We start from the raw sequence: 23,856 nt of genomic DNA on the forward strand, positions 1-23,856 counted from the left end.
GTTGGAGGTCGCGGTCAGCGCTTGATGCGCCAGACGGTGGCGTCGGCGATCTGCTCACCCGGGCCGAGCAGCCGGTTCATCGTCATCAGCAGGGCTTCTTCGTGCGGGGTGGCGGTCAGCACGACGCAGTCGGCCTTCCAGTACGCCAGGTCGCGGCGAGCCAGCGCCCGATCGGTGTCGTTGACGTCGCGCGCCCGCCCGGTCTTGGCGACGTCCGCGATGAGCAGCGACGTCGGCCGCTTGAAGGTGCCGATCGAAGCCCGGCGGGACCGCCCGTACGGCCCGATGAAGAAGCCCTCGGGCATCCCGAAGGCCACGTTGGTGGCTACGGCGTACCGCATGGGCTCCGGCGCCGGTGGGGTGGCGATCGGCACCGGCACGATCACCCCGCCTTCCGGCGCGCACTCCCGCCAGTGGCCTTCGCTGTAGAAACGGGGAACGGCAGGGCGCTCCGTCGTCGGCAGCGTCATGGGCAGCAACGGCGCCAGCGAAGCCAGGACCAGCGCCGGTACGCCGTACCGCAGCATCGGGGTGGGCCGGGTGCGTACCTCCTCGATGAGGAGGACCAGCAGGATCGCGATGAGCGGGACGGCCGCGAGCGCGAACCGCATCGGCAGCGCGCCGTCCACGATCGGCAGACCGTGGATGATCCGGTAGAGCCCGGGGATGCCGGTCTTCTCGCGGTCGATCACGATCTGCGGGCCGAGCGACAGCGCGCACATGATCAGCGTCGCGACCGCGCAGGCGACCGCGATGGCCTGACGGCGCAGCCAGATGATCGCCACGACGGTCACGATCAGCAGCGGCCAGCCGAGGAACGTGTTCAGCTCGGTATAGCCCGTGGACAACCGCAGGCTGTCCGGCGAGCCCGCGATCGACAGCGGCGAGAAGGCCCCGAAGCTGGCCAGGTCGGCGTAGAAGTAGTCGGGGCTGAACGGGCCGTCCGGCACGCTCTGCCGCCCGGCGAACTGGGTCAGCAGCGGGCCGGCCAGCAACGCCGCGGCGACGCCGGTCGCGACGCCCAAGCCGGCCAGGAACCGTCCGATGTCGGCGCGAGCCGGTCGCTGCATCACCGCGTACACGATGGTGATGACCAGAAGCGTGAGCGCCGTGAGGAAGAGCGTCTCCTCGCCGATGAGGACCTGGAGGGTGACCAGGACCGCGAGGACGAGGCCGCTGACGACGGCGCGGTTGCGCTCGCCCGCCTGCGCCGCGCGCCACATCCGCACGACCGCCCAGACCATGGCCGGGACCAGCCACTGGGCCGTGATGTGGAGATGGGCGTTGGACTGCGAGATCATGCCCGGCGCGAACCCGCAGAGCGCCGCGCCGACCGCCGAGGCGAACCGACCGGCCCGCAACGTACGCGAGAAGAGCAGGTACCAGGCGATCGCCGTGCCGGCCAGGTTGATCGGGACGAGGAGGGCGAACGTGACGGGCGCGCCGAACAGCAGCGTGATCGGGGCTAGCACCGTCCCGAGCGCGATCACCGTCGTGTTGGCGAGCAGGTTCACGCCGTCCGGCGAGTTGAGCCGGTCGGTGACGAGACTGAAGTCGCCGGTCCAGATGTGTGTGTCGTACGCCAGGAACCACTCGTAGAGCGCCTGATCGGTCGGGTTCTGCCCGAGCGCGCGGCCGTGGGGGTCGGCGAGCAGATCGTGGACCAGCCAGAGGGCGAACCCGGCGAACACCGCCATCACCACGACGTCGCGCAGCCACGACCGGCGGACCACCTTGATCAGGCGGTCGCGCAATCCCTCGGTGATGTCAGGAGCCGGAGCCTCCACCGAATCCCGGAGTGGCGTGCGGAGCGGAGCGGTGCGCGTCACGGTGCGACCCTACCGTGACTACGGGGATCCGGTAGTTCTGCGTTACGGTGATTGCGCTGCGCCCAGGTGGTGGAACGGCAGACACGGCTGGCTTAAACCCGGCTGCCGCAAGGCGTGCGGGTTCGAATCCCGCCCTGGGCACATGGAGACGGAAACTTTGGCCGGCCAGGCCGACCTGCTCGTCCGGCAGGTGACGCATTGGACCCCGGCCCGCTGGTCCGGCCGCGGCGACGCCGTGTACGCCTTGGTGCAGCGACTGGCGGACGCGGCAGCCGCCGCCGAGGGTCAGCCGCGCCGACCCGTGCCCCGGCTCGCCGACACCGTCCTCGCCGACCAGGTCCGCGTCATCGTCGCCGACCTGCTCGCCATCGCTCCCACCGGTGCTGTCGCCGACGCGCTCGCCGCGGACATCCGCTCCACGCGCCTCGCCCTGTGACGGCCTTCCCGGCGGCCTTGGGCGGTTTTTTGGGCGGCGGATCAGGGATATGCCTGGAATCTTGGGCCAAGATCGCAGGCACATCCCTGATCTGCCGGTGACGCCGTGCCCGGCGACGCCGTGCCCGGTGACGCGGACCGGTCAGCTGAGGCGTTCGAGGATCATGGCCATGCCCTGACCGCCGCCGACGCACATCGTCTCCAGGCCGAACTGCTTGTCGTGCCACTGAAGCGAGTTGATCAGCGTGTTGGTGATGCGGGCGCCGGTCATGCCGAACGGGTGGCCGACCGCGATCGCACCGCCGTTGACGTTGACCTTGTCGAGGGGCAGCCCGAGTTCCCGATAGGACGGGATGACCTGAGCCGCGAAGGCTTCGTTGATCTCGGCCAGGTCGATGTCGTCGATGGTCATCCCGGCCCGGGCGAGCGCCTGCCGGGTCGCGCCGACCGGCCCGATGCCCATGATCTCGGGGCTCATCGCCGTCACGCCGGTGCTGACGATCCGGGCCAGCGGCGTGATGCCCAGTTCGCGAGCCTTGGCGTCGGACATGATCACGACAGCGGCCGCGCCGTCGTTCAGCGGGCAGCAGTTGCCGGCCGTGACCCGGCCGTCGGGCCGGAAGACCGGCTTGAGTCCGCTGACCGCCTCCAGCGTCACGCCCGGCCGGGGGCCGTCGTCGCCGCTCACGACGGTGCCGTCCGGCGTCGTCACCGGCGTGATCTCGCGCGCCCAGAAGCCGTCCGCGATCGCCTTCTCGGCCAGGTTCTGGCTGCGTACGCCGAATTCGTCCATGTCGGCGCGGGTGATGCCGTGCAGGTCGGCGAGGTTCTCCGCGGTCTGCCCCATGGCCATGTAGATGTCGGGCAGTTCGCCGTCCTCGCGCGGGTCGTGCCACGGCTCGGTGCCGCCCTGCGCCCGTTGGGCGGTGCGCTGCACGGCCGCGTCGAACTTCGGATTGCGCCACGAGCCGCCGACGAGCGCCTGTGCCTCGGGCGGCAGGCCGTCGGAGCTGCCCCGGGCGAAGCGGGAGACCATCTCCACGCCGGCGGAGACGAAGATGTCACCCTCGCCGGCCTTGATGGCGTGGAAGGCCATCCGGGTGGTCTGGAGCGACGAGGCGCAGTAGCGCGTGACCGTCGCACCGGGCAGGAAGTCCATGCCGAGCAGGGTGGAGACCACCTTCGCCATCTGGTGGCCCTGCTCGCCGCCGGGCATGCCACAGCCGAGGTAGAGGTCGTCGATGGAACGTGGGTCCAGTTGGGGCACCTTGGCCAGCGCCGCCTGGATGATGGTCGTGGTGAGGTCGTCCGCACGCAGGTCGCGCAGCGAGCCCTTGACGGCCCGGCCGATGGGGGAGCGGGCGGTGGCGACGATGACGGCTTCAGTCATGGTTCCAACCCTACTGGCGAGTAACTAACCTGCCAAGGTCAGGGGAGTGTCGGGCTGACCCCGGCCGCGTGCGCGACCGCCGGGAGCAGGGCGTACGCCCAGACCCGGTAGCCGTCGGCGGACGGGTGGTAGCGGTCTTCACAGAGCGTGGCCGGATCGGCTCGGAAGACGGGGCCGGTCTCGGCTCCGAGGTCGACGACCGCACCGCCGGCGGCGTGCACCGCGCGTACCTGGGCGCGGGCGACCCGGCGACCCAGCCAGCCGACCACCTGCCGCAGCGGCGGGGCGATCGCGCGAGCGGCTCCCATGTCGGGGCACGTCCCGACGACCACTTCGACGCCCGCCTCGCGAAGCCGGCGTACGGCCGCGCCGAGGTGCGTCGCCGCCTCGCCCGGCGAGCGCAGTCCGATGACGTCGTTCGCGCCGACGAGGATGACCGCCACGTCCGGGCGCAGGCCCAGCAACGCCCGCGCGACCTGGGTGGCGAGATCCGACGAACGGGATCCCGAGACCCCGACGCTGGACAGGTCGACCCGGCGGCCCGGTTCGCCGCCGACCGGATTGGACAGCAGATCGGCGAGCTGACCGCCGACGGTGTCGGCGACCCGGTCGACGCCCACGCCGAGGGCGGCCGAGTCGCCCAGCATCACCAGGCGCAGGGGCGGGGCGGCGTCGGCCCCGATGCTGGCCCGGACGTTGAGCCCCAGCGCGGGCTGGGCGTACGAGCGCCGGCGCGCCACGATCGCCTCGGCGGTCAGCAGCGCGGCGCCGCCGACGGTGCCGGCGACCAGGGCCACCACCGTCGCCTTCCCGACCCGCTTGAGCAGGCTCATGTCGGCTGTCCCTCCACTCCGTCGCCGCCGACCACCGCTGGATCCGGCGTCAGCCGGGAGGGCGGTGGGTCGGCCCTATCAGTCCGGCCGGCCGCCAGATGCTCGGCGGAGGTGCCGCGATGGCCGTCGGCGCGGGCCGCCGCGTCCTCGCCGGGCAGCCGCAGCACCTCCCAGACTCGGTGGCGAAGCTGTGCCCATCGACCGGCTGGGCCGCGGTCCCGCCCGCCGACGGAGACCCCGCTGACCTCCGTACCGGGCAGGCGCACCGCCTCGGCAGCCGCCTCCGGCAGCGACCGTACCCCCTTACCGGCGGTCTGTGCAGTCGGGCGGGCGTCCCCGCGATGCATGGCGGCGATGGCGGTGGGCAGCAGAGCGGCGCTCGCGATGGCGTACCCCTCGGCCGACGGGTGGAAGCGGTCGCTGCCGAACATGCGCTGCGGCTCGCGGGCGAACCGCGGTCCGAGCAGGTCGCCCAGCGACACCGTCCAGCCGCCCGCCTCGACGACCGCGACCGTCTGCGCCATCGCCATCTGGCGGCTCCAATGCCGGGCCAGCCAGCGCAGCGGCGGCCGGATCGGCTGAACCGCGCCGAGATCGGGGCACGTCCCGACGACGACCTGGCAGCCCGCCGCCCGAAGTTCGCGTACGGCGTTGGCCAGGTAGCGAACGGCGGTGGCCCGGCTGCCCGCGTGCGTCACGTCGTTGGCGCCGATGAGGATGACCGCCAAGTCGGCCCGCACTTCGAGGGCCGCCTCCACCTGCGGTCGCAACTGAGCCGACGTCGCCCCCACGACGGCGAAGGTATGCGCGACGACCGGCCGGCTCAGCCGACGGGCCAGCCCGGTCGCGATCAGGGCAGTCGGGGTCTCTCGGGGACGGAATACGCCAAACCCGGCAGCCGAGGAGTCGCCGAGCACGACCATGGTCAATTCGGGCCCGTCGTGGCGCTGACCGTAGCGGCCGTCCGGCCGGGGCGGGGGCGCCTCCGCCAAGGGGATGATCCGCTTGGCTTGTTCCGCCTGCGCGTACATGACACCCGCCGCCACCAGACCCGCTGTGACGGCGAAACCGCCGCTGTACGCGACGGCCCGTCCGATGGTCTTGACGGCCTTCTTTCCTGCGGTGCTCATGGCGGACTCCGAGTAACGTGAGGCTCGTACCCTTCGGCTTGTGACTCAAGGTTAGCGAGATCAAATGGGACGGACCATCAGGCGTACCGCAGCCTTCACAGCCTTGTGGAAAGCGGTGACCGCGTCGCATCGCGGTGGACCTGGACTGGTCGACCGGGTGTTCAGCGTGCCCCGGCTGGCCTGGGCCTCGTTGCGCGGTCAGTATGACGGCTCCGGCCGGTTCCTGTTGATGGCATTGGCGACCTTGTACGTGGTCTCTCCCATCGATCTCGTGCCCGAGATCATCATGGGCCCGCTGGGACTGATCGACGACGGCATCGTCATCGCCTGGATCGCCGGAGCGTTCCTCTCGGAGACCGACCGGTTCCTGCAATGGGAGCGGCTGTTCCCGAAGGGCCGCCGGCGAGAGCGTCCGACGAGCGCCCGGCCCGGCGACTTCATCGACGGCCAGGTCGTCGACTGATCATCGCGAAATAAGATCATCACCGCGTAATAGGCTCTGGCCATGCGATATGTCGACAACGTTGTTGACCTGATCGGCGACACCCCGCTGGTCCGGCTGCACAGCGTGACCGAGGGTATTCCAGACGGCGGCCCACTCGTGCTCGCGAAGGTTGAGTACCTCAACCCCGGCGGCTCGGTGAAGGACCGCATCGCCACCCGGATGATCGATGCGGCCGAGCAGGAGGGCCTGCTCAAGCCGGGCGGCACCATCGTCGAGCCGACCAGTGGCAACACCGGTGTCGGGCTGGCCCTCGTGGCGCAGCGCCGCGGCTACCGCTGCGTGTTCGTCTGCCCCGACAAGGTCAGCGAGGACAAGCAGAACGTGCTCCGGGCGTACGGGGCCGAGGTCGTGGTCTGCCCGACCGCGGTCGCCCCGGAGGACCCGCGCTCCTACTACTCGGTCTCCGACCGGCTCGTCCGCGAGATCCCCGGCGCCTGGAAACCCGACCAGTACTCCAACCCCAACAATCCGCTGTCGCACTACGAGACGACCGGACCGGAGATCTGGGCCCAGACCGAGGGCCGCATCACGCACTTCGTGGCGGGCGTCGGCACCGGCGGCACCATCTCCGGGGTGGGCCGCTACCTCAAGGAGGCCTCCGGCGGTCAGGTGAAGATCATCGGAGCCGACCCCGAGGGTTCGGTCTACTCCGGCGGCACCGGCCGTCCTTACCTCGTCGAGGGCGTCGGCGAAGACTTCTGGCCGACCACCTACGACAAGGGCATCTGCGACGAGATCATCGAGGTCACCGACCGCGAGTCGTTCGAGATGACCCGGCGGCTCGCCCGCGAGGAGGGCCTGCTCGTCGGCGGTTCGTGCGGCATGGCGGCGGTCGCGGCGATCAAGGTGGCGCGCTCGGCGCCAGCTGACGCGGTGATCGTGGTCCTGCTCCCGGACGGTGGCCGCGGCTACCTCTCCAAGCTCTTCAACGACGACTGGATGGCCCGCTACGGCTTCCTCGCGGCGGAGGGCCCGACCGTCGCCGACGTGCTCGCGGCCAAGGCCGGCGCGATCCCGTCGCTGGTCCACGTCCACCCGACCGAGACGGTACGCGACGCGATCGACATCATGCGCGAGTACGGGGTGTCGCAGTTGCCGGTGCTCAAGGCGGAGCCGCCGGTGGTGACCGGTGAGGTCGCGGGCTCGATCGCGGAACGCGACCTGCTGGACGCGTTGTTCGCCGGGCAGGCGCACCTGCACGACATGCTCGACAAGCACATGGCTCCGCCGCTGCCCATGGTCGGCGGTGGCCAGCAGGTCTCCGAGGCGGTCGCGCTGCTGGCCAAGGCGGACGCGGCGATGGTCCTCGTCGACGGCAAGCCGGCCGGCGTACTGACCCGGCAGGACCTGCTCAACCACCTCGCCTGAGCAAAACCACTGCTGGCGGCTCGCCCGAGCGGCTCCCCCGGCGCGTCACCGTTTGGAGCGACCCGCGTGCGTCCTGCGCGCGGGTCGCACAGTTTGTCCGAGTGTGACGCTTGACCGAGGCGTTGACTTCCATGTCAGGAGCACACCGCTCCTCCTTGGGGGGGAAGTCGTGATCAGCGTCGCCGAACCTTCAAACCGGGCCACCACCGGTGGGTCCGAGATCCTCGATCCGCTGCTCTGGCAGGACGCGCAGGTCATGCTCGCCCGCCACGCGCCGCGGGACGGGATCGGCACGGACGACGACACCTGTGCCTGGTGCGGCCTCCAGTGGCCGTGCCCGCCGAGGCGCCTCGCCGAGCGCGCCGCGGCCGCGTCGACGCGGACCTGGCAACACGCCTGGACCGCTCGGCACGACCTCAACAGCCTCCGCGCGCTGCCGAGCGTGCGGGCGCAGTCGGGCGGCCGGAACTCCGGCAGCCTGCTCGGACTCGACGCCCCGCGCGTCGACGAGGTCGGGCGGGCCGGGGTCAACCGGGCCCTCTTCGACTAGCCGAACAACGGACGTCCATTCCCGCCGGACCCGTCCCCCGGCTATGGCGGGGTGACACGTCCGGTATAGCGGCGACGCGCCGTGCCCGCCAGCGCGCGCGTCCCGCGAACACCCGCCCGTCGCGGTAATCGGCTGCCTCCGCCGATGCGGCGCCTCCGGCCAGGCGTCGCGGACCGCGGGACGGCGGGAAAGTTGGGCGGGAGTACGCGATCAACCGGTTCCCCCGCAGTCCGGTCGCGATACTCCCGCCCAACGCATGTCAACGCATGTCAAGGCATGTCAAGGCATGTCAGCGCTTTTTGGCGGGCGTCATCGCCCGGAGCCGGTCGATCTGCCGCTCCTGGATGCCGATGGCCCGTTCGAAGAAGTCCAGCAACAGCTTGAGGTCGTCCTCGGAGTAGCCGGCGATGCTGCGGGTCGAGTCCTCGATCAGCGGCAGCATAGCCTGCCAGGCCTGGTCGGCGATCTCCGGCCGGGCCTGGACGACCACCTTCCGCCGGTCGCCCGGGTCGGGCGTACGCGAGATGTAGCCGCTCTTCTCCATCCGGTCGAGCATCGCCGTGACGCTGCCGGTGGTGAGCCCGAGTTCGGTGGCCAGCCGCCCCGGCGCGGTCGGACCTGTCTGCAGCAGCAGGTCCAGGCAGCGCAGGTCGGTCCGGTTCAGCCCGAGGAGCCGGGCGATCTCGTCGTCGCCTTGGTCGACCGCCCGCTGGAAGGCTCTGACCTGCTCGCCCAGGCGCTGCTCAAGATTCTCCCGAGAATCACTTGACATTCGAGTATCTTGTCCTTCAAGCTATAGGTGTCTTGATAGTCAAGATACCAGAGTGTCAAGGGAGTTGGCCATGAACACGACCGTCACCACCGAGCCCGTCCGCGTCGAGGCGTACGCCGACACCGTGAAGAAGCTGGGCGACTGGACCGACGCGAACCGCTTCGAGGTACGCGGCCGCAGCGGCTACGCGCTGCTGGACCTGCGGTCGCCGCGGATCACCGGCGATGTGGAGGTCCGGGTGCACGCCTCGCGCTCCACGATCAAGCTGCTGGTCCCCGAGGACGCCGTGATCGACCAGTGGGATCTGACGTTCCGTGGCCGGGGCACGGTGAAGGACTGGGAGCGCACCAAGGGCACCGGCGGCCGCCGCGTCCGGATCGTCGGCGAGATCGAGAACGGCGAGGTACGCATCGCCCGGGGCGGCGTCGCGATCCTGACCGCGATGTTCTCCCGCGAATTCGTCGACGACTGCGTCCGTGCCCACCGCGACGGCGGCCGGCCGACCGTGCACGACCCGGCCGACACGCACGCCTGATCGTCCGAGACGTCAGCGGCCCTGCTTCGGCGGGGCCGCTGCTGGTTGCAGATCACTGACGCGCAGCCTTCCGGCCGCCGAGATCGCCTGCGTAACCGTGATCCGCTGGGAACGCGCAGCAGGCGAGCGAAGCGGCTAGCGCGGGAGCCGGCCGGAGGCGCGGATCAGGTCGCGCCACGCGTCGGGATCATCGGTCGGTGAGGACCATCCCGGGCTCGCCCACATCGGCCAGGCCAGGGTGTGCGCCCGCAGCCGTTGGCACAGTTCGTCCGGCGGCTCGAAGGGCACGCCCAGCCCTAGGCACACATCGTACGCGTGCAGGACGAGTTCGAGTCCGGCCCGGGGCGGGAAGTCCGCCGGACCGCGTGTCTCGACTTCCGGACGTCGCCAGATCACCGCTCGCGCCTCGGGTTCCGCCGTGCGTACCACGCCTGCGAGAAGGCGAGTCGAAGTCGCCAACGCTTCGATGAGGATGGCCGGGGACGCGTCCGCCCCGGGGGTGCCGACGCCGTATGCCGGATAGCCGTCCAGTTTCCGGGAGGCGAGGAACATCGCCGGAGCCAGGACGGTGTCCACGGTGTGGTCGGCCGTCCGGAGGCAACTCCAGGTGAGGCAGCCGGCCGGAGCCGACCAGTCCCGGTCGAGCCCGGTACGCCAGGCCGCGACCACGAGACCGGTCAGCTCTTCGACATCATCAATCGTGAATGTCACTCGACCAGTGTCGCCGGGTCAGCCGAGGGTCGCGACCCCCGTCTGGCAGGTCAGCCCGTTCGGGCCGATGCCGCAGTAGCCGTCCGGGTTCTTGGCCAGGTACTGCTGGTGATAGTCCTCGGCGAAGTAGTACCGGCCGAGCGGGGCGATCTCGGTCGTGATGTCGTCGAGGCCGGCCGCCTTGACCACGGGCGCGAACGCGTCACGCGAGGCCAGTGCCTCGTCGAGCTGCGCTGGAGTGGTGGCGTAGATCGCCGAGCGGTACTGCGTGCCGACGTCGTTGCCCTGGCGCATGCCCTGGGTCGGGTCGTGGTTCTCCCAGAAGACCTTGAGCAGCTGGGCATAGCTGATCTTGGCCGGGTCGAACACCACCTCGAGAACCTCGGTGTGCCCGGTGAACCCGGAACAGACCTCGTCATAGCTGGGGTTCGTGGTCAGCCCGCCGGCGTACCCCACGGACGTGGTGTAGACCCCGTCGAGCTTCCAGAACAGCCGCTCGGCGCCCCAGAAGCAGCCCATTCCGAAGACCGCCGTCTCCAGGCCGGCCGGGAAGGGGCCGGTCAACGGCGTACCAAGGACGAAATGGGACGAAGGCACCCGCATCGCTTCGGCGCGACCGGGCAGGGCCTGCTCGGGCGTGGGAAGGTCGAGCATCTTGCGGCGTAGGAACATGAAACACACCTCCGGACCGGTAAGCGTCCGCCCGGCTGCCGAAATTCCCCCGCGGCGCTCCAGCCGTTACCCTGGCGACCTGGATTCAGGCTCGGAATATCGGGAATGCGGGGAGCGATGTCAGCAGCAGGTTGGCGGATCGGTGGCGTGCGTACGCTGGCCGATCGGTTCTCCTCCCGGGCCAATTCCATCGGTTTCCTTCGTCACCTGCTCGCCTTCGACGTTCTGGTCGCGCACACCTGGCCGCTGGCGTTCGGCGCGCCAAGCCTGGGTACGACGCTCACCCACAAGCAGACCGATCTGGGCACCCTGTCCGTCTACGGGTTCTTCATCCTGTCCGGCTTCCTGATCACCGCCAGCGGCCGGAAGTTCGGCATCGGGCGCTTCAGCTGGCACCGCTTCCTGCGCATCTTTCCGGGGTTGTGGGTCTGCCTCCTGGTGACGGCGTTCGCCATCGCACCCGTCGCCGCGTTGATCGAAGGCCGGTCGCTGGGCTCCTATCTGCACCATTCGCGCGGCCCATGGGAGTACGTCACCGCCAACTGGTTCGCGAGCATGTCGCAGTATCCGATTTCGGGTCTGCTCAGCGGCACGCCTTACGGGCACGGCAAGCCCAGCGCGTTCGACGGTTCGCTCTGGAGCCTCAAGTACGAGCTGCTCTGCTACGTCCTCGTCGGCATCCTGGCCGTCACCGCCGTCCTCCGCCGGGCCCGCCCACTCGTGTCACTGCTCGCCGTGGCGGGCTTCGTGGTCATCGTCTTCGAGACGGTCAGCCCGGACGTCCTCGACCTCGGCACGCTCGGCCCGTTGCCGCTGCTCGGCTCGTTCAGCGTCGGCCAGCTCGTCACCCTCGGGACGCTCTTCCTCTTCGGCGCGGTGGCCCAGTTGTTCCCGAACCGCGTACCGCTGCATCCGGCGCTCGCCGTCGTCGCGGGCGTGCTGCTGGCGATCGGGCTCTTCGTGGACGGCTTCCCGGTCATCGGCTTGCCCGCGTACGCGTACCTGCTGCTCTACGCGGTTGTGGCACTACCCGCCAAGCTCCACGCCGTCGGCCGCAAACGCGACTACTCGTACGGCGTCTACATCTACGCCTTCCCCGTCCAGCAGATGCTGGCCCTGGTGGGCGGCGCGGCCCTCGGCGCGGCCGGGTTCATCGTGGTCTCCTCGGCCGGATCCTTCGCCCTCGCCGCCCTCTCGTGGCACCTGGTCGAACGGCCGGCCATGGCGCTGAAGGATCTGCGTATCGGTCGCCGCCGGACGCCGGAAGCCCCGCCGCAAGCCGAACCGGGAACCCCGCCGGCCGCCGACGCGGAATCGGTCCTGCCGAGCCAACGGGCCTCCTCGGAATCGCAGCGGTGGTCGGAGGTCCCGACGCTGCCTCTGACAGCGGTGCCGGAGCGGGTCGTGGCCGGTCCGGGCGTACCGGGTGGAGATGCGCACGACCCCAGGACCCCGCCACTAGGCTGAGGGGATGTCTTACGGATTCGAGACGCTCGCCATCCACGCCGGTCAAGAGCCGGACGAGCGGACCGGTGCGGTGATCCCGCCGATCTTCCAGACCTCCACGTACGCGCAGGACGCGGTCGGTGCGCCGCGCTTGGGGTACGAGTACTCCCGCAGCGGCAACCCGACCCGGGACGCCCTGCAGGAGTGCCTGGCGGCGCTGGAGGGCGGGCGCTACGGGTTGACCTTCGCCAGCGGCCTCGCCGCGGAGGACACCCTGCTCCGGTCGGCGCTGCGGCCGGGTGATCACGTCGTGATCCCCGACGACGCGTACGGCGGCACCTATCGCTTGTTCGCCCGGGTCGCGCAGCCTTGGGGCGTACAGTTCACGCCCGCGCGGCTGACCGACGCGGACGCCGTGCGGGCGGCGGTGACCGCCCAGACGAAGATGATCTGGGTCGAGACCCCGACGAACCCGCTGCTGGGCGTCGCGGACATCGCGGCGATCGCGGAGATCGCCCGCGAGGTCGGGGCGATCCTGGTGGTGGACAACACCTTCGCCAGCCCGTATCTGCAGCAGCCGCTGGCGCTCGGCGCGGACGTCGTCGTCCACTCGACGACCAAGTACGTCGGCGGACACTCCGATGTGGTCGGTGGTGCCCTGGTCGTCAACGACGCCGAGCTGCACGAGAAGGCGAAGTTCCACCAGAACGCGATGGGCGCGGTGAACGGCCCGTTCGACGCCTGGCTGACCCTGCGCGGCGTGAAAACCCTAGCCGTACGCATGGAGCGCCACTGCGACAACGCGGAGCGCGTGGTCGAGTTCCTCAGTGGACACCCGGCGGTGACCCAGGTGCTCTACCCGGGGCTGCCCGAGCACGCGAACCACGACGTCGCGGCGAAGCAGATGCGCCGCTTCGGCGGCATGGTCAGCTTCCGCGTCGGCGATCTGGCGAAGGCCGAGCGGATCTGCAACAGCACCAAGGTCTTCACGCTCGCGGAGTCGCTCGGCGGCATCGAGTCGCTGATCGAGCACCCGGGCCGCATGACCCACGCCAGCGTCGCCGGGTCGGCTTTGGAGGTTCCGGCCGACCTCGTACGCCTTTCGGTCGGCATCGAGACCCTCGACGACCTGCTGGCCGATCTGGACGATGCGCTGAGTGCCTAGCGAGTCACTCCTCCCCGGTAGAGTGTGCGCCACGCACTGCTGGGGAGGAGTGGGTAGATGCCCGAGACGTGGGTCGGCGCGACCGCGAAACAGATCGCGCGCGCGGTGCGTCGCGGTGACGCCTCGGCGACGCAGGTCGTCGCCGATCACCTCGACTACATCCGGGCGAACGACGACCAGGTCCACGCCTTCCGTGCGCTGCGCGACTCGGAGGCCGCGTTCGAGGCGGCCGAGGTCGACGACCAGCCTGACCTGGGTCATCTGCCGCTCGCGGGCGTCCCGGTCGCGCTGAAGGAGAACACGCCCATCGCGGGCCTGCCGACCTGGCGTGGTTCGGCCGCGGCGCGGTCCGAGGTGGCCGACGCCGACCACGAGGTGGTCCGCCGTCTGCGCGGCGCCGGCGCCGTGATCGTCGGCGTGACCCGCATGCCGGAGCTCGGACTCTGGGCGACCACCGACGACGACTCCGCGGTGACCCGGAACCCCTGGAACTTCGAGCGGACGCCGGGCGGCTCGTCCGGCGGTTCCGCGGCGGCGGTCGCGTCCGGGCTGGTCCCGATCGCGCACGGCAACGACGGGCTCGGCTCCATCCGGATTCCGGCGGCCTGCTGCGGACTCGTCGGGCTGAAGCCGGGCCGGGGCGTGGTGCCGGCGCAGCTGGGCCGGGAGGACTGGTTCGGCCTGGTCGAGCACGGCATCCTCGCCACCACGGTGGCGGACGCGGCGGTCGGTTTCTCCGTCCTGGCCGGGCGTACGCCGGGCAAGCTGGAGCATCCGCCGCGGCTGCGGGTCGCCGTCTCGCTGCGCTCGCCGGTCGCGGGCACGGCCGCCGACGCGGCCAACCGCGAAGCCGTCGCCACCGCCGCGAACCTGCTCGTCGAGGCGGGCCACGACACCGTCTCGGCCGATCCGGCGTACCCGGTGGGGTTGGGCCTGCGCGGCCTGGCGACCTGGTTCGCCGCGGCCTATCGGGACGCCGAGGACGCCGGGCTGCTGGACGCCAAGCTCCAGCCACGGTCGCGACGTCATCTGCGGATGGGCCGCTGGGCCTGGAACCGGGGGATGATCCGCGAAGCGGACCGCGAAGGATTCCGGGAGAAGTCGATCGCCTTCTTCGGCGACGGGAACTACGACGTCCTGCTGACCCCGGCGTTGGCGCGTACGCCGTTGCCGGCCCGGTCCTGGTCGTCCCGGGGTTGGCTGTCCAATGTCACGGCCTGCCTCCGCTTCGCCCCGTACGCCGCACCCTGGAACATCTCCGGGCTGCCCGCGTTGACCGTGCCGGTCGGCGTACGCCCCGACGGCCTGCCCGCCGCGGTCCAGCTCGTCGGCCCGCCCGGCAGTGAGCTGACCTTGCTGGCCATCGCCGGCCAGTTCGAACTGCTGCACGCGTGGCGTAGGCACGCCCCGGGGTTCCCGGTCGCGGCCACCCCCGCCCGGGCGCGGTAGCCGGTCAGAACGGCCGGATCACCATCAGCAGGGTGATCACGGCGAAGACCAGCAGCACCAGGAAACCGGCTCCGGCGACACGTCCGGTGATGGCGTCGAGGCGCTCCTTGAGGCGCAGGTCGTCGGTGGTCGCGGTCAGCGCCGAGGCTTCCGGCTGGGTGTCGATGACGCCTTCCTCGACCATGCGGGCCGCCTTGTGCAGCGCGGGGACGGCGTAGAAGAACACGAGTCCGAGCGCCACCACGTACAGCGTCATGGAGATGATCACCCAAGGCGTGCTGAACTCGTACTTGCCGTCGCTGCCGAGGACCGTGAGTACGCCGAGCACCGCGGTGAGTACCGTGCCCGCGCCGAAGGCCCGGGTCTGGGTGGCCGCCATGCGTACGCCGTCGGCGCTGCGCCGCTGGATCGCCCGGCGACCGATGAAGGGGGCGGACATGAGCGGGCCGACCAGCATGACCGCACTGAGCACGTGCAACGCCTTCAGGAACGTCATCACAATCGCGATCATAGGCGTACAAAACGCCTGATCAGGGCAAATCACCCTGCGGGCCGGGTGAGCCGGTTGAGCCGGTGGAGTACGCCACCGAGCGCGGTGCGACGATCAGGGCGTGACACCTCACCTCGTCAGCGTCGACGACATCCGGGCCGCTCAGGAGTTGCTGCGGGACATCGCCCGGGTCACCCCGATCGAGCCCTGCCGGCCGCTGTCGGCCAAGATCGGCGGCCAGGTCTGGCTCAAGTGCGAGAACCTCCAGCGGGCGGGCGCGTACAAGGTGCGGGGCGCGTACACCCGGATCGCGCGGCTGAGCGCCGAGGAGCGGGCCGGGGGCGTCGTCGCCGCCAGCGCGGGAAATCACGCCCAAGGGGTCGCGGTCGCCGCGACCGCGCTAGGCGTCCCCGCCACCGTCTTCATGCCCGTCGGCGCGCCACTGCCCAAGGTCGCCGCGACGAAGGGTTACGGCGCGTCCGTCCAGCTCGTCGGGGCGAATGTGGACGAGGCGCTGGTCGCGGCCCGGGAGTTCGCGGAGGCCACCGGCGCGATCTTCATCCACCCGTTCGACCATCCCGACGTCATCGCCGGGCAGGGCACGGTCGGGCTGGAGATCTTGGCGCAGGTCCCCGACGTCAAGACGATCATCATGGGCATCGGCGGCGGCGGCCTGATCTCCGGCGTCGCGGTCGCGGTGAAGGCGTCGCGACCCGACGTGCAGATCATCGGCGTCCAGGCGGCCGGGGCCGCGGCGTTCCCGCCCTCGTTGCGCGCCGGGCACCCCGTCAAGCTCGATCAGCTCAACACGATCGCCGACGGCATCGCCGTCCTCCGCCCCGGCGATCTGACCTACCTGCACGTCAGCAAGCTCGTCGACGAGGTCGTGACGGTCACCGACGAGGAGATCTCGAGAGCGCTGCTCATGCTCCTCGAACGCGGCAAGCTCGTGGTCGAGCCGGCCGGGGGAGTCGGGGTCGCCGCGCTGCTCAGCGGAGTCGTCGAGGTCGAGACGCCGGCGGTCGCGGTCCTCTCCGGCGGCAACATCGACCCGCTGCTCATGCTCCGCGTCATCGAGCACGGCCTGTCGCTCGCGGGCCGGTTCCTGCGCTTCACCGTCCGTTGTGTCGACCGGCCGGGCCAGCTCGCGGAACTGCTCTCGCTCATCGCCCAGCACCGGGCCAACATCGTCGACGTGGCGCATCAGCGCCACGATCCGCAGCTCCGGCTCGGCGAGGTCGCCGTCGCGCTCTCGGTGGAGACGCGCGGGTCCGAACACTCGGACCGCCTGCTGTCCGCGCTCAGATCCAACGGGTACGCCGTATCGGCGTGACCTGAGCCCGGACAGGGCGAAGGCCGCCCCGGCGTACCGGAGCGGCCTTCGTGGCGCTTCTGTGGCGCGGGATCAGCGACGCGGCAGCTTGGCCGAGTTGCGGATGCCGGCCAGCGTCTTCGTCACCTTCTGCGCGGCGGCGGGGGCCTTCGCGGCGGCATCGCCGGTCGTGAAGTTGCCCGGCCACGCGACGAAACCGAGGATGTCGATGATCAGCGCGGTCGGCCGGTTCATCTTGAACCGGATCTTGCCATCCGAACCAACGGCGACCTGGCAGAAGTTCGCGATCGCGGTGTTGTTGCCCGGGGTGTTGATGTTGCTGTTCGACGGCCAGGGACCCTCGTCCCACGCGGCGACCCAGCCGGCGGCGGCGCTGAATGCGGTGAGGTTGAACTGCACCGCGGTTCCGCTCAGGTCGGTCGCCGGGTCGAGCGCCCAGCTGAGGTCGACGAGCATGTCCGGGACAGTGGCGCTGTTCTTCGGGTTGATCTTGCCGCCGGACATCGAGTAACCGGAAGCGAGACCCATCTGGGCCGGGCTGGTGAAGGTGACCAGCACCCGCAGCGGCGGGGTCGGCACGACGATCGGGACCCAGCTGGAGTCGTAGACGGCAGCCTGGCTGCCGTTGCCACCCCAGGCGTAGTTCAGGCCCTGGCCGCTGTCGAACACGATCGAGCCGTCGGCGAGACCGCTGGGCCACGCCTTCGCGGGCAGGGTCAGCGGCGCGCCGGAGCCGGAGTTCGACAGGGTCAGCGTCGACGACGCCGTGCTGTTGATGCTGTTCGCCACGCCGGCGGTCTCGTTGGAGCCCTGGACGAGGGCCTCGCCCGCAGCGGCGGACGCCGGGCTGGCGGCGATCGCGGACGCGACACCGGCCGCGCCTACGCCGGCCGCGACGGTTCCGGCACGCCGGAGCAGCTTGCGCCGGTCGACGGCGTTCTCTTCAGACATAAAGGGGGGATCCTCCCGTGGAAGGCTCGCTTCGTACGCGAGCGGCAAGCCAGCCTGCCAGGAAGATCCCCTGAGCTTCAATGGGCCGAAGGGATGACACGGATCAGCCCTTGCCGACGCTCAGCCTGCGAAGGGTTCGAATTTTACGATGCTCACGGTGATCGTCGCGCCGCTGGGCGCGGTGTAGCTCACCGACTGACCGGTCTTGGCGCCCATGATCGCCGCACCGAGGGCCGACTCGGGGCTGTAGACGGTCAGGTCGGTGGTGGCGGCGATCTCCCGCGAGCCGAGCAGGAAGGTCTCGGTGTCGTCGGCGTCGTCGTCGAACTGGATCGTCACGACCATGCCGGGGGAGACCGCGTCCGCCGTCGGCGCGTCGCCGACCCGCGCCGTCCGCAGCAGTTCCTGCAACTGCCGGATACGAGCCTCCTGCTTGCCCTGCTCCTCGCGGGCGGCGTGGTATCCGCCGTTCTCCCGGAGATCGCCCTCCTCGCGCCGAGCGTTGATCTCCGCCGCGACCGCGGGCCGGGCCGCGATCAGCTCGTCGAGCTCACCCTGCAGCCGGTCGAACGCTTCCTGGGACAACCAGGTGTTGGTCTCGGTCGATGGCACGGCGGACTCCTTGATTAGATCGGACAGAAGTTCAAACTTAACAGCGTACGCCCACTGCGGGTCAGCTGCTGGTTTCCGCGTCGTGGGGGTAGCAGCGCTCGACTTCGCCCGTCACCGGCCGCCCGTTCGTCGTCAGGTGGTACTCGACGACGGTCTGGCTCGGCTCGGCGCCGGCGGTCACGGCGACCGTCGCCCGGCCTACTTCGGCCCCGTCCTCGCCCCGGGCGCGCACGATGCACTCGGCCTGGCCGCCGTCGGGCAGCCGCACGACGAACTGCACGTCGACCGCGTTCTCGCCGGTGGTGAACCGGGTCACGTCGGCGCTGTAGTCCTGCTCGCCGTAGGCCCGGTACAGCCGGAACCCGACAAAGGTCATGATCACCAGCAGCACGGCGACGGCGGCCGCCAGCACCGGCCGGGGTACGCGCCGCGGCGTCCGCTGCCGCCCGTAGCGGCCGGGCGGGAATACCGGGTGGGTTGTCTGAGCTGTCACAGTGCGGGTCCTCATGGCGCCAGGTCACCCGCGCCGAGGCCGGTGACCGCGTTGTCGGTGGTCGGAGTCAGAATGGCTGGGAACCATCATCGCACTGGACCGAGTGCTGAAACCGCAGAGGGAGATCTGGTGAGTGAGCAGCTTCGCCTGATGGCCGTGCACGCCCATCCCGATGACGAGTCGAGCAAGGGCGCCGCCACCATGGCCCGTTACGTCCGCGAGGGCGTCGACGTGCTGGTGGTCACGTGCACCGGCGGCGAGCGCGGCGACATTCTCAACCCGAAGCTGGCCGGAGACGCGGAGATCCAGGCCAACATGGCCGAGATCCGGCGGGCCGAGATGGCGCGGGCCCGCGAGATCCTGGGCGTACGCCAGGAGTGGCTGGGCTTCGTCGACTCGGGCTGGCTGGAGGACTACCGGCCGGAGAACGCCGACAAGCTGCCCGACGGCAGCTTCGGCCGCGAGGACGTGGCGACCGCTGCGCAGCCGCTGATCAAGCTGATGCGCGAGTTCCGCCCGCACGTCGTGATCACCTACGACGAGGAGGGCGGCTACCCGCACCCCGACCACATCCAGTGCCACCGGGTCAGCGTCGCCGCCTTCGACGTGGCCGGCGACGCGGACGTGCACCCCGAGCTGGGCGCGCCCTGGCAGCCGCAGAAGCTCTACTACCACGTCAGCTTCACCCGATCGCAGTTCACCGCGCTGCACGAGGCCTGCCTGGCGGCCGGCATCGAGAGCCCGTACGCCGAGATGCTGGCCGACTGGCCGGCCGCCCGCGACAAGGGCGACCGGGTCACGACGCGGGTGGAATGCGGCGATTACTTCCCGATCCGGGACGACGCGCTGCGGGCGCACGCCACCCAGATCGATCCCGACGGCGGCTGGTTCCGGACGCCGCTGGCAATCCGTCAGCAGGGCTGGCCGACCGAGGACTACCAGCTCGCGAAGTCGCTGGTGGACAGTCCGACGCCGGAGACCGACCTGTTCGCGGGCGTCCGTAAGGAGGGGCTGGTCTGATGCTGGCCGAGTTCTTGTCCGACAACAATTTCGGGGACACCCGATCGGGCGGTCTGGCCGGGCCGATGGGCCTGCTTCTGATCGTCGTGCTCGGCATCGCGATCGTGCTGCTCATCCGCAATATGAGCAAGCGCATCAAGCGGCTCCCGGCCTCGTTCGACGGCGAGCCCGCCGAAGGATCTCCCGTTCGGGAGCTCCGGTACGAGAAGTCCTCCAGCTCTGCTGACCTGGTTGAGGAGGTCGAGCCGGGCCGGGACAATTCTCGATGATCCATGCGGTTTTTCAGCCACTGACACTGTCGCCCGCCGAGATAACGCCGTAGCCTTCCCAGCGGGATTCGCGTCAGCGTGCCAATCAGCCGGAACCCACGAAGAGGGGGTGCGGTGTGCTGATGAACAGCGTGGTTCACCGCATTTCTGAGGGCTTTCGGTCCGCTATGGACTATTTGCGGGCCGCACTGCGGCGGGCGTACTTGGCCAGCGGCGCACCCGAACTGCCCCGGCGCGCCCGGACCCTCGTCGCCTTCGCGGTCGGTGTCGCGCTGGTCGTCTCGATCGGCGGAGTGGTCTTCTCCCCAGTGGACGACTGGGTGCGGTTCGCGATCGTGGTCGGCATGGTCGTGGTCAGCCACCTCGGCCGGCTGCGCGTCCGGATCTCCGGCTCCAACTTCGCCACCGCCTGGGGCGACGCCGCCTTCATCGTCGCGGTCTGGGTCGGGCCCGACGGCTGGCTGCCCGCCGCCATGGGCCTCGGCGTCCTGCTCGCCAACGTGTTGTTGCAGGCGTTCGCCGACGAGTGGAAACCGTTCGTCGAGATCATCCGGCGCTCGGCCAGCCTGGCGATCGCGGCCGGTCCAGCGGCGCTCGTCGCGCATCTGCTGGTCCAGGGCCATTACAAGGAGATGGTCACCCCGGACGACGGCTTCGCCCTCGCCGCGACCGCGCTCGGCTATTCGCTGCTGACCGTCGTCATCACCTGCGTCTACACCTCGCTGCGCGACGGGCACAAGTTCGGCACGCTGATGCGGCGGGCGCTGAGCAGCATCTGGATGATGACCCTCGGCAACCTCGCGGTGGGCCTGGGGATCGTCGGTCTGCTCGGCGTGGACCTGCGCTGGCTCATCGCCCTCCCGCCGGTGCTGTGGCTGTTCCAGCAGGCGTACACGCATCGGCTGCTCGACTCGCAGGAGCGGCAGGGCTGGAACCGCTACGCCGACGCGATCCGGGCGCTGCGCCGCCACGGCGACATCGCGGGCATCGCCAACGCCGGAGCCCGCAGCGCGCTGAGTCTGTTCCGCGCCAACGAAGTCGTCGTCGAGCTGCTGAACGCGGACGGCCCCACCATGCGCTACACCGCCGGCGGCGGTCCGTTGCGCCGCAACGCGGGCGTCATCGCGTCGGTGACTCGGCCGTTGGAGGTCGCGGGCGAACCGGTCGGCACGCTGACCCTGCACTTCGCCGGGACGGTCGGACTTCGCAGCCGGGATCGGGCCGCGCTCGCGGCGTACGCGGACGCGCTCGGCGTCGCCTTGCACGACTCGGCGACGCACGCCGCGCTCCGGCACGCCACCGAACGCGCGGTCGACGAGGCCGTCCGTGACCCGCTGACCAAGCTCTTCAACCGGGAAGCGCTGCTGCGCCGCGGCGACGAGACACTTCGCGGTCTCGACCGGTCGGCCGCGGTCGCCCTGCTGATGCTGGACGTCGACAACTTCAAGGAAGTCAACAACACCCTCGGCCACGTCGCCGGTGACCAGCTGCTGCAGATCGCGGCCGGTCGGCTCAGCGATCTCGTCTCCGATGTGGAGCTGTTGGCCCGGCTCGGCGGCGACGAGTTCGGCCTGCTGCTGTTCGACCTTCCCGAAGACGGCACAGAACAGGCCATGCGGCAGGCCGAGCGGCAGGCGCTGCGCCGGGCCCGTCGGCTGGCCGCCGCGCTCGCCGAGCCGACCGAGATCGCCGGGGTCACCGTCTCGGCGGAGACCTCGGTCGGCGTCGTCGTGGCGGCCGCGGGCCGGGTCGACATGCCGGAACTGCTGCGTCGCGCGGATGTCGCGCTCTACCAGGCCAAGGACGGGCAGTCCTCGGTCGTCGCGTACGACCCGTCGCACGACGGCGCGAGCACGGATCGGCTGGCCCTGGTCGCCGAGATGCGTACCGCGCTCAGCCTCGACGACCAGCTGCTGGTCGCGCTGCAACCCGCGATCGACCTGTCGACCGGGGCGCCCACCGGTGTCGAGGCGCTCGCCCGCTGGGAGCATCCCCGCCGCGGCCGACTGCACCCCAAGGACTTCGTCCGCGCGGTCGAGGCGAGCGAGCTGCTCGCGCCGTTCACCCGGTACATCGTGGACAAGGCGTTGACGGCGGCCGCGTTGTGGCAGGCCGAGGGCATCGACGTGCCGGTGTCGGTCAACCTCTCGGCCCGCAACCTGCTCGACGCCGAGCTGCCCGCCGACATCGGGAGGCTGCTGCACAAGCACCGCATCGAGCCCGCGCGGCTGGTTCTGGAGATCACCGAGACGGTCGTGATGAGCGACCTCCGGGTGATCGACGAGGTGCTCAACGACCTGCGGCAGCTGGGCGTGCAGCTGTCCGTGGACGACTTCGGCACCGGCTACTCCTCGCTGACCTTCCTCACCCGCATCGCCGTCGACGAGGTCAAGGTGGACCGCAGCTTCGTTCGCGCCATGGGCGACTCGCCGCAGGCCGCCGCGATCGTGCGGACCACCGTCGACCTCGGCCGGCAGCTCGGCCTGCGAGTCGTCGCGGAAGGCGTGGAAACCCATGAGCAGCGCCGGGTGCTCACCGACCTCGGCTGCACCGCCGCCCAGGGCTTCCACTTCTTCCGGCCCATGCCCAGCGAGGAGATCACCGCCGCGCTGCGCAGCCTGCCCGAGCCGCCGGCCGACGCTATCGCCCGCGTGGGCTGAGCCGCGCCAACAGATCCGCGTGCTGTCGTCGCACAGCCGCGTGTACGCGGGCCCCGAAGCTGATCCGGGCCACTCCTAGAGCGGCCAGTTCCGCGACGCTCGGTGGACCGTCCAGGCGGCCGAGGATGTTGACCGGGCCACCGGCCTCACCGACGAAGGCGCCGACCGTCGCCGGATCGTCGAGCAGGATCGGAAATACGCAGTCCGCGCCGGCGGCGAGGTATCGCCGCGCCCGGTCGACCGCCTCGGCCAGTGCGTCGTGCGTACCAGTTGATTTGAGGAAGACGTCGATTCGTGCGTTGACCACCAGATCGACACCCGCGGACCGGGCGGCCGCGCGGATCGCGGCCAGGAAGTCGGACTGGCGGGCCGCGTCCACCATGGTGCCGGTCGCCGGGTCCGAGTCCTCCAGATTGCAGCCCGCGACCCCGGTGGCCGCGAGGCGTTCGACCAGCTCGGCGGGGGACAGCCGGAAGCCGCGCTCGACGTCCGCCGTCACCGGTACGCCCACCGCCCGCACGATCCGTGCGATGGCGTCGAGGATCTCCCCGACCGGCGCTGTCTCGCCGTCGGCGTGGCCGAGCGTTTCCGCGAGCGCGGCGCTGCTGGTGGCCACGGCGGGGAAGCCGGCCGCCTCGACGGCTCGGGCCGACGGCACGTCCCAGACGTTGGGGAGCACCACGGGATCGCCCGGCCGGTGTAGCGCCCGGAGCGTCGCCGCCCCGGTGACCAGGTCGGGCCCGGCGCCGGACCACTCGCCGGCGCCGGGAGCCCAGGAGGACGGGGGAGTCACGACAGCGACCACGGGTGGGCGGTCGCGCCGAGCCGGTTCCAGGCGTTGATCACCGTGATCGCCCAGATCAGCTCGGCCAGTTCGACCTCGGTGAACTGCGCGGCGGCGCGGGCGAAGACCTCGTCGGTCACCGGTCCCTCGGTCAGCCGGGTGGCGGCCTCGGTCAGTTCGAGCGCGGCCCGCTCACGGTCGGTGAAGAACGGGGTGTCCCGCCAGACCGTGATGGCGAACAGCCGGCGCGGGTCCTCGCCGCCCTTGACGGCGTCGGCGCTGTGCTGGTCGACGCAGTACTCGCAGCCGTTGAGCTGCGAGGCCCGCAACCGGACCAGCTCCAGCAGCGGAGCCTCCAGCTGGGTCTGCCGCGCGGCGGCGTCCAGGGCGTTCATCGCCTTGTTGATGTGGGGGGCCAGGGTGTCGACTGCGAGACGAGTGTTCATGTCGTTGA

Annotated in this window: 25 protein-coding genes and 1 tRNA gene; 13 read left to right on the forward strand and 13 right to left on the reverse strand. The window is 70.7% G+C overall.

The features are described 5' to 3' along the window. Window positions 1-14: 14 nt before the first annotated feature. Window positions 15-1,829 carry a hypothetical protein gene (locus tag AB0M47_RS11050; protein ID WP_363411692.1) on the reverse strand — a complete coding sequence of 605 codons (1,815 nt, stop codon included), beginning with the start codon at window positions 1,827-1,829 and terminating at the stop codon, window positions 15-17. A gap of 60 nt (window positions 1,830-1,889) precedes the next feature. On the opposite strand from AB0M47_RS11050, the gene AB0M47_RS11055 reads away from it, so the two are divergent. Next, window positions 1,890-1,970, forward strand: a tRNA-Leu gene (locus tag AB0M47_RS11055). A 1-nt stretch (window position 1,971) separates the two neighbouring features. After that, complete coding sequence (locus tag AB0M47_RS11060; protein WP_363411694.1) at window positions 1,972-2,265, forward strand: hypothetical protein; 294 nt, start codon at window positions 1,972-1,974, stop codon at window positions 2,263-2,265. A 141-nt stretch (window positions 2,266-2,406) separates the two neighbouring features. Here AB0M47_RS11060 and AB0M47_RS11065 read toward each other — a convergent pair whose 3' ends face one another. The 3 genes from AB0M47_RS11065 to AB0M47_RS11075 are packed head-to-tail and all read right to left on the reverse strand — an operon-like array spanning window position 2,407 to window position 5,617. Then, entirely contained in the window at window positions 2,407-3,654 is a 1,248-nt protein-coding gene (locus AB0M47_RS11065) for an acetyl-CoA C-acetyltransferase (RefSeq protein ID WP_363411696.1), read from the reverse strand. Between the two features lie 38 nt (window positions 3,655-3,692). Next, window positions 3,693-4,487, reverse strand: a complete 795-nt coding sequence (locus tag AB0M47_RS11070) for an SGNH/GDSL hydrolase family protein (protein ID WP_363411698.1) — start codon at window positions 4,485-4,487, stop codon at window positions 3,693-3,695. Further along, window positions 4,484-5,617: an SGNH/GDSL hydrolase family protein gene (locus AB0M47_RS11075; RefSeq protein WP_363411700.1), complete on the reverse strand. Its 1,134-nt coding sequence runs from the start codon at window positions 5,615-5,617 to the stop codon at window positions 4,484-4,486. Before AB0M47_RS11075 ends, AB0M47_RS11070 begins: the two co-directional genes overlap by 4 nt. A 64-nt stretch (window positions 5,618-5,681) precedes the next feature. Here AB0M47_RS11075 and AB0M47_RS11080 point away from each other — a divergent pair, with 64 nt between their 5' ends. The 3 genes from AB0M47_RS11080 to AB0M47_RS11090 all read left to right on the forward strand — a co-directional run bounded on the left by AB0M47_RS11080 (window position 5,682) and on the right by AB0M47_RS11090 (window position 8,040). After that, a complete protein-coding gene (locus AB0M47_RS11080; protein WP_253760115.1) occupies window positions 5,682-6,080 on the forward strand; it encodes a YkvA family protein in 399 nt (132 codons plus the stop codon). Window positions 6,081-6,122: 42 nt separating this feature from the next. Continuing rightward, window positions 6,123-7,490: a cystathionine beta-synthase gene (locus AB0M47_RS11085; RefSeq protein WP_363411702.1), complete on the forward strand. Its 1,368-nt coding sequence runs from the start codon at window positions 6,123-6,125 to the stop codon at window positions 7,488-7,490. Window positions 7,491-7,659: 169 nt separating this feature from the next. Continuing rightward, entirely contained in the window at window positions 7,660-8,040 is a 381-nt protein-coding gene (locus AB0M47_RS11090) for a hypothetical protein (RefSeq protein WP_363411704.1), read from the forward strand. A gap of 289 nt (window positions 8,041-8,329) precedes the next feature. On the opposite strand, the gene AB0M47_RS11095 is transcribed toward AB0M47_RS11090, so the two are convergent. Then, window positions 8,330-8,812, reverse strand: a complete 483-nt coding sequence (locus tag AB0M47_RS11095; RefSeq protein WP_363411706.1) for a MarR family transcriptional regulator — start codon at window positions 8,810-8,812, stop codon at window positions 8,330-8,332. Between the two features lie 70 nt (window positions 8,813-8,882). Here AB0M47_RS11095 and AB0M47_RS11100 point away from each other — a divergent pair, with 70 nt between their 5' ends. Beyond that, a complete protein-coding gene (locus AB0M47_RS11100; protein WP_253760119.1) occupies window positions 8,883-9,347 on the forward strand; it encodes a hypothetical protein in 465 nt (154 codons plus the stop codon). 135 nt (window positions 9,348-9,482) lie between these two features. On the opposite strand, the gene AB0M47_RS11105 is transcribed toward AB0M47_RS11100, so the two are convergent. Further along, window positions 9,483-10,058 (reverse strand): hypothetical protein, encoded by a 576-nt coding sequence (locus AB0M47_RS11105; protein ID WP_363411708.1) that lies wholly within the window; start codon window positions 10,056-10,058, stop codon window positions 9,483-9,485. 18 nt (window positions 10,059-10,076) lie between these two features. Continuing rightward, on the reverse strand, window positions 10,077-10,730 hold the full coding sequence (gene msrA, locus AB0M47_RS11110; protein ID WP_363411710.1) for a peptide-methionine (S)-S-oxide reductase MsrA: 654 nt from the start codon (window positions 10,728-10,730) through the stop codon (window positions 10,077-10,079). A gap of 117 nt (window positions 10,731-10,847) precedes the next feature. On the opposite strand from msrA, the gene AB0M47_RS11115 reads away from it, so the two are divergent. The 3 genes from AB0M47_RS11115 to AB0M47_RS11125 are packed head-to-tail and all read left to right on the forward strand — an operon-like array spanning window position 10,848 to window position 14,790. Continuing rightward, on the forward strand, window positions 10,848-12,197 hold the full coding sequence (locus AB0M47_RS11115; RefSeq protein WP_363411712.1) for an acyltransferase: 1,350 nt from the start codon (window positions 10,848-10,850) through the stop codon (window positions 12,195-12,197). Between the two features lie 4 nt (window positions 12,198-12,201). After that, on the forward strand, window positions 12,202-13,341 hold the full coding sequence (locus AB0M47_RS11120) for a cystathionine gamma-synthase (protein ID WP_363411714.1): 1,140 nt from the start codon (window positions 12,202-12,204) through the stop codon (window positions 13,339-13,341). 57 nt (window positions 13,342-13,398) lie between these two features. Next, on the forward strand, window positions 13,399-14,790 hold the full coding sequence (locus AB0M47_RS11125) for an amidase family protein (RefSeq protein WP_363411716.1): 1,392 nt from the start codon (window positions 13,399-13,401) through the stop codon (window positions 14,788-14,790). A gap of 4 nt (window positions 14,791-14,794) precedes the next feature. Here the strand turns inward: AB0M47_RS11125 and AB0M47_RS11130 are convergent, their stop codons facing one another. Then, complete coding sequence (locus AB0M47_RS11130) at window positions 14,795-15,286, reverse strand: DUF2269 family protein (RefSeq protein WP_363411778.1); 492 nt, start codon at window positions 15,284-15,286, stop codon at window positions 14,795-14,797. Between the two features lie 115 nt (window positions 15,287-15,401). Between AB0M47_RS11130 and ilvA the strand changes: the two genes are divergently transcribed. Then, complete coding sequence (ilvA, locus tag AB0M47_RS11135) at window positions 15,402-16,613, forward strand: threonine ammonia-lyase (RefSeq protein WP_363411718.1); 1,212 nt, start codon at window positions 15,402-15,404, stop codon at window positions 16,611-16,613. Window positions 16,614-16,685: 72 nt separating this feature from the next. Here ilvA and AB0M47_RS11140 read toward each other — a convergent pair whose 3' ends face one another. The 3 genes from AB0M47_RS11140 to AB0M47_RS11150 form a co-directional block, all read right to left on the reverse strand. Beyond that, window positions 16,686-17,564, reverse strand: coding sequence for a hypothetical protein (locus tag AB0M47_RS11140; RefSeq protein WP_363411720.1), 879 nt, complete (start codon window positions 17,562-17,564; stop codon window positions 16,686-16,688). Window positions 17,565-17,684: 120 nt separating this feature from the next. Beyond that, window positions 17,685-18,176 (reverse strand): transcription elongation factor GreA, encoded by a 492-nt coding sequence (greA, locus tag AB0M47_RS11145; protein ID WP_253760127.1) that lies wholly within the window; start codon window positions 18,174-18,176, stop codon window positions 17,685-17,687. A gap of 61 nt (window positions 18,177-18,237) precedes the next feature. Beyond that, a complete protein-coding gene (locus AB0M47_RS11150; protein WP_363411722.1) occupies window positions 18,238-18,669 on the reverse strand; it encodes a DUF4307 domain-containing protein in 432 nt (143 codons plus the stop codon). A 150-nt stretch (window positions 18,670-18,819) separates the two neighbouring features. Between AB0M47_RS11150 and mca the strand changes: the two genes are divergently transcribed. The 3 genes from mca to AB0M47_RS11165 all read left to right on the forward strand — a co-directional run bounded on the left by mca (window position 18,820) and on the right by AB0M47_RS11165 (window position 22,618). After that, window positions 18,820-19,689: a mycothiol conjugate amidase Mca gene (gene mca, locus AB0M47_RS11155; RefSeq protein WP_363411780.1), complete on the forward strand. Its 870-nt coding sequence runs from the start codon at window positions 18,820-18,822 to the stop codon at window positions 19,687-19,689. Next, entirely contained in the window at window positions 19,689-19,958 is a 270-nt protein-coding gene (locus AB0M47_RS11160) for a hypothetical protein (protein WP_363411724.1), read from the forward strand. Before mca ends, AB0M47_RS11160 begins: the two co-directional genes overlap by 1 nt. A gap of 167 nt (window positions 19,959-20,125) precedes the next feature. Beyond that, window positions 20,126-22,618 (forward strand): bifunctional diguanylate cyclase/phosphodiesterase, encoded by a 2,493-nt coding sequence (locus AB0M47_RS11165; RefSeq protein WP_363411726.1) that lies wholly within the window; start codon window positions 20,126-20,128, stop codon window positions 22,616-22,618. Here AB0M47_RS11165 and AB0M47_RS11170 read toward each other — a convergent pair. Together AB0M47_RS11170 and AB0M47_RS11175 are read right to left on the reverse strand one after the other, a co-directional pair. Continuing rightward, a complete protein-coding gene (locus AB0M47_RS11170; RefSeq protein WP_363411728.1) occupies window positions 22,599-23,411 on the reverse strand; it encodes an isocitrate lyase/phosphoenolpyruvate mutase family protein in 813 nt (270 codons plus the stop codon). The two genes, AB0M47_RS11165 and AB0M47_RS11170, sit on opposite strands and share 20 nt — an antisense overlap. After that, complete coding sequence (locus AB0M47_RS11175; protein ID WP_363411730.1) at window positions 23,408-23,848, reverse strand: carboxymuconolactone decarboxylase family protein; 441 nt, start codon at window positions 23,846-23,848, stop codon at window positions 23,408-23,410. Before AB0M47_RS11175 ends, AB0M47_RS11170 begins: the two co-directional genes overlap by 4 nt. Window positions 23,849-23,856: the final 8 nt, after the last annotated feature.

Origin of the sequence: Hamadaea sp. NPDC051192 (genome assembly GCF_040682475.1) — a bacterium.
Classification (GTDB): domain Bacteria; phylum Actinomycetota; class Actinomycetes; order Mycobacteriales; family Micromonosporaceae; genus Hamadaea; species Hamadaea flava.